We start from the raw sequence: 4953 nt of genomic DNA on the forward strand, positions 1-4953 counted from the left end.
GCACAAAGTCATCGATGGATTGCGGCATAGCGGCTTTGATAAAAGCGGCGCCAATTTCTTCTGCGGCGCGAACTGCAATAGCGAGGGCATCTGCGCGAGTCGAAAACTCGCCCTTTTCGAAAGCCATCGCTTCGATCATGACGGGCAGGCTGCAGGGCTCGCAGGCGGAAATGAGCCCGGCTGCATTCTTGATGAATTCTCCCTCGCGAGCATGGCCAAATTTGACCGTAATTGCCACGGCATCGGCGGCCCAGCGAACCGCATCTTCGGCCCCGGCAATCAGCTCTTCCTCGAAGCGCCCGCCAAGCGTGGTAAAGCCCCCGCTTGCACGCAACACAAGCCCAAGCTGCCGCTTCCAGGCCTCAAGGCCGGCCCGGACAAATCCACGGTGCGCGAGAATGGCATCGGCACCGCCTTCTGCACAAAGCCGGGCAAGTTCGCGCGGAGACTCAATACCCTTGAGAGGCCCGGCAATTGCCCCATGGTCGGCAGCAACGATCACGGTCCTGCCATCTTCCCTGAAAATACGCTGCATGCGAAGGATTGCACCCTCATTCATGGTTTTTCCTCCTGGGCTGAGCCCACGGTGTGGCCCGCCCGCCTCAATAAAGGAAAAAGATCCACAAGGCGCCGGTACGTTTCGCGGTAGACAGAAAAAAGTTCATCATAGAGCGCTGCATATTCCCATCGCGGCTCGAATATTGCTCGCGGTGCAAAAACATGCTCGGCAGCCTGGGCCAGGCTTTTCTCTTCTCCAAGCGCGAATCGCCCGATAGCGAGACAGCCCGCCAGCTCGGGCTCTGAGAATGCAGGTACCTTTACTGGCTTGCCGGTGATATCGGCCTTGATCTGATTCCAAATCGCAGACTGCGCCGGCATGCCGGTCGAGCGCAGGTCCTCCACATGAGCCCCTGCATCTTCCATAACCGAAATGACATCGCGCATGGCAAAGGCAGTGCTTTCCATAACCGCCCGCACCATTGCATCAAGGTCATGTTCAAGCCTCAAGCCCAGAAAAACACCGCTTGCATCAGGATCCCAATGAGGCGAGCGCTCCCCTGCTAGATAGGGAAGAAACACGAGCCCTGAGGCGCCGGGCTTTGCTCGTTCCGCACGCGAGTAGATTGCACCAAAGCTTTCTTCGGGCAGAAATCGATCCTTGAACCAGGCGAGGGCCTTGCCGCTTGTGGAAATGACGCCGGATATGTTGTAGTAGGGCTCGATGATGTGCGGCATGACAAGAAGGCCAGATGAGGCGGCGCGACTTGCGGAGGGCGCGGCGTTCGCCAAATCTGTTGCTGCACAGAGATTGATGCCTTCCGATGTGCCGCCTTTATCGCAGGTCCGGCCAGGAGCCACGGTCGCTGTTCCAAGAAGTGAAGCGATAAAATCAGGCCCGCCCATCACGACTGGCAGCCCCGCGGGAACGCCATAGGCTTCCGCAGCCTGCGCCTGCACATGCCCGACAATGCCGCCTATTCCGATGGATGGCGGAAATTTCCTTTCGTCCAGCGCGAGCGCACGCAGCGCTGCCTCGTCCCAGATAATCTTTGTGTATCCCCGATTTGGCAGACAGGTGGTCCATTCGCCGGTAAGGCGCCCTGCAACAAATTCAGGACAAGAAACAAAATATCGCGAAGCTTCATACAGACGCAGCATGTGGCGCCGTATCCAGAGGATTTTCGGCAGATTGAAGGCTGCATCGAGGGAATAGCCGAGGGCGGCACTTGCTTCCTCGGATTCGAAAGAAGCCCGCCTGTCGAGCCAAGTTATAGCATTGGCAAGAGGCTCGCCATGTTCATCGATGGGCAAAATTGTCGGGCCATTTCCACAGATAACCAGAGCCTTGAGCGTGGCTCGCGCAGTCTGATCAAGGGGACCCACCAAGCGGCCTGCAATTTCAGCCATTGCTGTCAGCCACCCGCGGGCATCGATCTCGTGAATAAGCCCGGAGCTCCGTGAATCTTCTTTCAGTTCGACTTCAGCCATCCCCAGACAAGCACCGAGCGTATTAAAGATAGCTCCCTTCGCGCGGCTCGTTCCAAAATCGATCGTGAAAATCACGCTTGGCTCCTCATGGAAGGCTGTGCATCAGAACAACTCGGTAGGCTTTGCCTGAGAGCGCAGTACGGAAACCTTCCTCGATGGTCGAGAATGACGTGCGGGCGGAGATGAGCGGCTTTACGTCAATTTTGCCGAAAGAAAGCAGGCGCACCGCCTGGAAGAAATCCTCCTGGACCCGTCCTTCCGTGCCGGTTATCAAAAGCTCGTTGCGGTGGATAGTGTTGAGGTCGAGCGGAATTTGCATCACATCTTCGTATGCTGTATAGATATTGATGCGGGCGGCCTTAGCCATCGCACGAATCGCCGGCTCGAGGGCTGCGGGAGAGGGACTCGCAATGACGCAGCTCGAAAACCCAATGCCATCGGTAATTTCTCTGCCGAACTCGACAATATCGGTCTTCGCAGGATCGATGACAAAATCAGCGCCAAGCGCTTTTGCCGTATCTCTGCGCACGGCGTCCGGCTCGCTTACCGTGATCCGCAAGCCCATCGAACGCGCGGCAAGCACATGCAGAAGCCCCATCGTCCCCGCTCCGATAATGAGCAAATCTTCAGTCATCGCAACCTTGAGCCGTTTGAGAGAATGAATGCAGCAGGCAAGAGGCTCCGCAAAGCTGGCTTCTTCATAGCTCACTGAGTCCGGGACAGGAAAAATCTGATTCGGTCGCACCACGATATATTCCGAAAAGCCGCCCAGCATGCGCGCCGGGTTTTTGTACCGGTTCAAACATAAATTCGATTTGCCGATACGGCAGTAGTAGCATTCGCCGCAGCGCTCAACCAGGTCCAATGCTACTTTCTGCCCGGGAGAAAGCTCCTCGATCACCTTCGAGCCCATAGCGGCGATGAGCCCTGCAGCCTCATGGCCTGGCACGAGCGGCAAGGGCAGTCGCATTGCGCCGGTGAAAAGCCTTTGCTCGAGCGTGCATATGCCGCAGGCTTCGAGCTTGACGAGAACCTCGTTTTCTTTGGGCTCAGGACGAGGTCTTTCTTCGATTTCGAACCTTCCAGGGGCAACCAGGACAGCGGCTTTCATCGCAGATTATTCCTTGAGTTGATTATACACAGATTCATCGCAAAATCCATCGAAACTGCAGTCTTTGCATTCGTCGCCCGGGCAGGAGAAAAACGACTTCTTCTCTTTGATGGCGGTAATGTTCTCTTCAATCTGGGCTATGTGGCGCCGGGCTTCCAGAATTTTCGCTTCTTCTTCTTTCTTCTGGTCTTCGTAGATCTGCAGCATGAGGAGGCGGCATTTTTCTCCGCTCGGATCCTCGGCATACAGCATGAAAAATTCGCGTATCTGGCCGAGCGTGAGGCCGAGGCGTTTCAACTCTTCGATGCGCTTGAGGCGGATGATGACGTCCGCGGGGTAACGGCGATGGAGCCCTTCGGTACGGTTCGAGGCTTCGATGAGGCCGAGTTCTTCGTAATAGCGGATGGTGCGGGAGGTAACGCCGAATAATGAGGCAAGTTCGCCGATTTTCAATAAGCGTTCAGTCAATGCGGGCACCTCTTGAATAAATGCTAAAAAGCACTATACTAAATCTTACGTGAGATTAAACTTCACGTCAACTTTCAGGGCAGGTAAAGTTTGCTCACTGAAGCAATCGATTGAGCGTTCACGCCCCCCTGCTCTTCTCCCCCAAGGAGGGATCATATGCGCCGATTTCTAGTTGCATTTGTTCTTGCTATTGTTGCCGGTACTGCGCTTTGGGCACAAGCCCCCCGCATCGGAGTATTCATTCCAGGCGTCCGCGAAGGAAGCCCGATCTACGATACCATGGCGAAAGGCGCCGAGCGCCTTGCTGCCGAAATCAGCGGCGCCAGCATCAAAATCTTTGAAGCAGGCTTCAATCAGGCTGAATGGGAAGAAAAACTCACCTCATTTGTCGCATCCGGCAAATTCGACATTGTCATAACCTCGAATCCATCCATGCCCGAGCTTGTGAACAATGTCTCGAAGAGCTTTCCGAAGCAAAAGTTCATCTGCCTCGACGGCTACCTGCCAGGCAACCCGAACGTGTACAGCGCTCTCTACAACCAGCTCGAACAGGGCTATGTCACCGGCTACCTAGCGGGTCTCGTGTCGATTTCCGGCATGAAAGGCACAAATCCGGACAAAAAAATCGGCATGATTATCGGCCAGAACTATCCTGTCATGGATAAAATGATCATTCCCGGATTTATGCAGGGACTGAAAGCAGCCGACCCTGCATTCCAGCTCGACATCCGTGTGCTCGGAAACTGGTACGATGCAGCAAAAGCAGCCGATTTGAGCCGGAGTCTCTACGCGGCCGGAGCTGATATCATTCTGCCTATCTGCGGTTCAGCAAGCCAGGGAGCGGTCAAAGTCGCGCAGGAAACAGGCAAGTATCTCGTCTTTTTCGATGATAACGAGTTTGCGCGTGCGCCGGATAATATTCTCGGCTGTGCCGTGCTCCACCAGGAAGATCTCGCATACCGCAGTCTCAAAGCTGCAATCGAAGGCAAACTGCCCTTTGGCAAGGCTGATGTTGTCGGTATGAAAGAAGGCTACATCGAGTTTCTGAACACCAATCCTGCATACATAAAAAACGTCCCCGAACCGATCCGCAAAAAGGTCGACGCCGCAATCCAGTCGATCAAATCGGGCCAACTTACGTTCCAGGTGCCTTCGCTGTAAAATGCAGCCCATGATTGCAGTCCGGATGCGCGGCATCTCCAAGCGCTACTTTCCCTCGGGCATTCGCGCGAACGACGAAGCAACGCTCGAAGTTGAACGAGGAAGCATCCATGCGATCGTTGGAGAGAATGGAGCCGGCAAGACCACCCTTATGAAAATCCTTGCCGGCCTGGAACTGCCGGACGCTGGAACAATAGAAATCGAAGGCAAGCCAGTACATATCC

At 55.1% G+C, this 4953-nt stretch carries 6 protein-coding genes; 2 read left to right on the forward strand and 4 right to left on the reverse strand.

The features are described 5' to 3' along the window. The 4 genes from GAP13_RS12515 to GAP13_RS12530 form a co-directional block, all read right to left on the reverse strand. Positions 1 to 559 (reverse strand): class I fructose-bisphosphate aldolase (locus tag GAP13_RS12515; RefSeq protein WP_158908629.1); only part of this gene is annotated, 559 nt, incomplete at its 3' end. Then, complete coding sequence (locus GAP13_RS12520) at positions 556 to 2064, reverse strand: xylulokinase (protein ID WP_158908630.1); 1509 nt, start codon at positions 2062 to 2064, stop codon at positions 556 to 558. The genes GAP13_RS12520 and GAP13_RS12515, both read right to left, overlap by 4 nt. 10 nt (positions 2065 to 2074) lie before the next feature. Continuing rightward, complete coding sequence (locus tag GAP13_RS12525; RefSeq protein ID WP_158908631.1) at positions 2075 to 3100, reverse strand: zinc-dependent alcohol dehydrogenase; 1026 nt, start codon at positions 3098 to 3100, stop codon at positions 2075 to 2077. Between the two features lie 6 nt (positions 3101 to 3106). Further along, complete coding sequence (locus GAP13_RS12530; RefSeq protein ID WP_158908632.1) at positions 3107 to 3568, reverse strand: helix-turn-helix domain-containing protein; 462 nt, start codon at positions 3566 to 3568, stop codon at positions 3107 to 3109. A 156-nt stretch (positions 3569 to 3724) separates the two neighbouring features. Here GAP13_RS12530 and GAP13_RS12535 point away from each other — a divergent pair, with 156 nt between their 5' ends. Then, entirely contained in the window at positions 3725 to 4729 is a 1005-nt protein-coding gene (locus GAP13_RS12535) for a BMP family ABC transporter substrate-binding protein (protein ID WP_158908633.1), read from the forward strand. Positions 4730 to 4739: 10 nt separating this feature from the next. Beyond that, a partial coding sequence (locus GAP13_RS12540) for an ATP-binding cassette domain-containing protein (RefSeq protein WP_158908634.1) occupies positions 4740 to 4953 on the forward strand: 214 nt, incomplete at its 3' end.

This window comes from Rectinema subterraneum (assembly GCA_009768935.1).
Classification (GTDB): domain Bacteria; phylum Spirochaetota; class Spirochaetia; order Treponematales; family Rectinemataceae; genus Rectinema; species Rectinema subterraneum.

What these genes read in the sequence shown, in the direction of transcription:
- GAP13_RS12535 (WP_158908633.1), top strand. Translation starts at nt 3,725, where the DNA reads ATGCGCCGATTTCTAGTTGCATTTGTTCTTGCTATTGTTGCCGGTACT.
- GAP13_RS12525 (WP_158908631.1), bottom strand. Translation starts at nt 3,100, where the DNA reads ATGAAAGCCGCTGTCCTGGTTGCCCCTGGAAGGTTCGAAATCGAAGAA.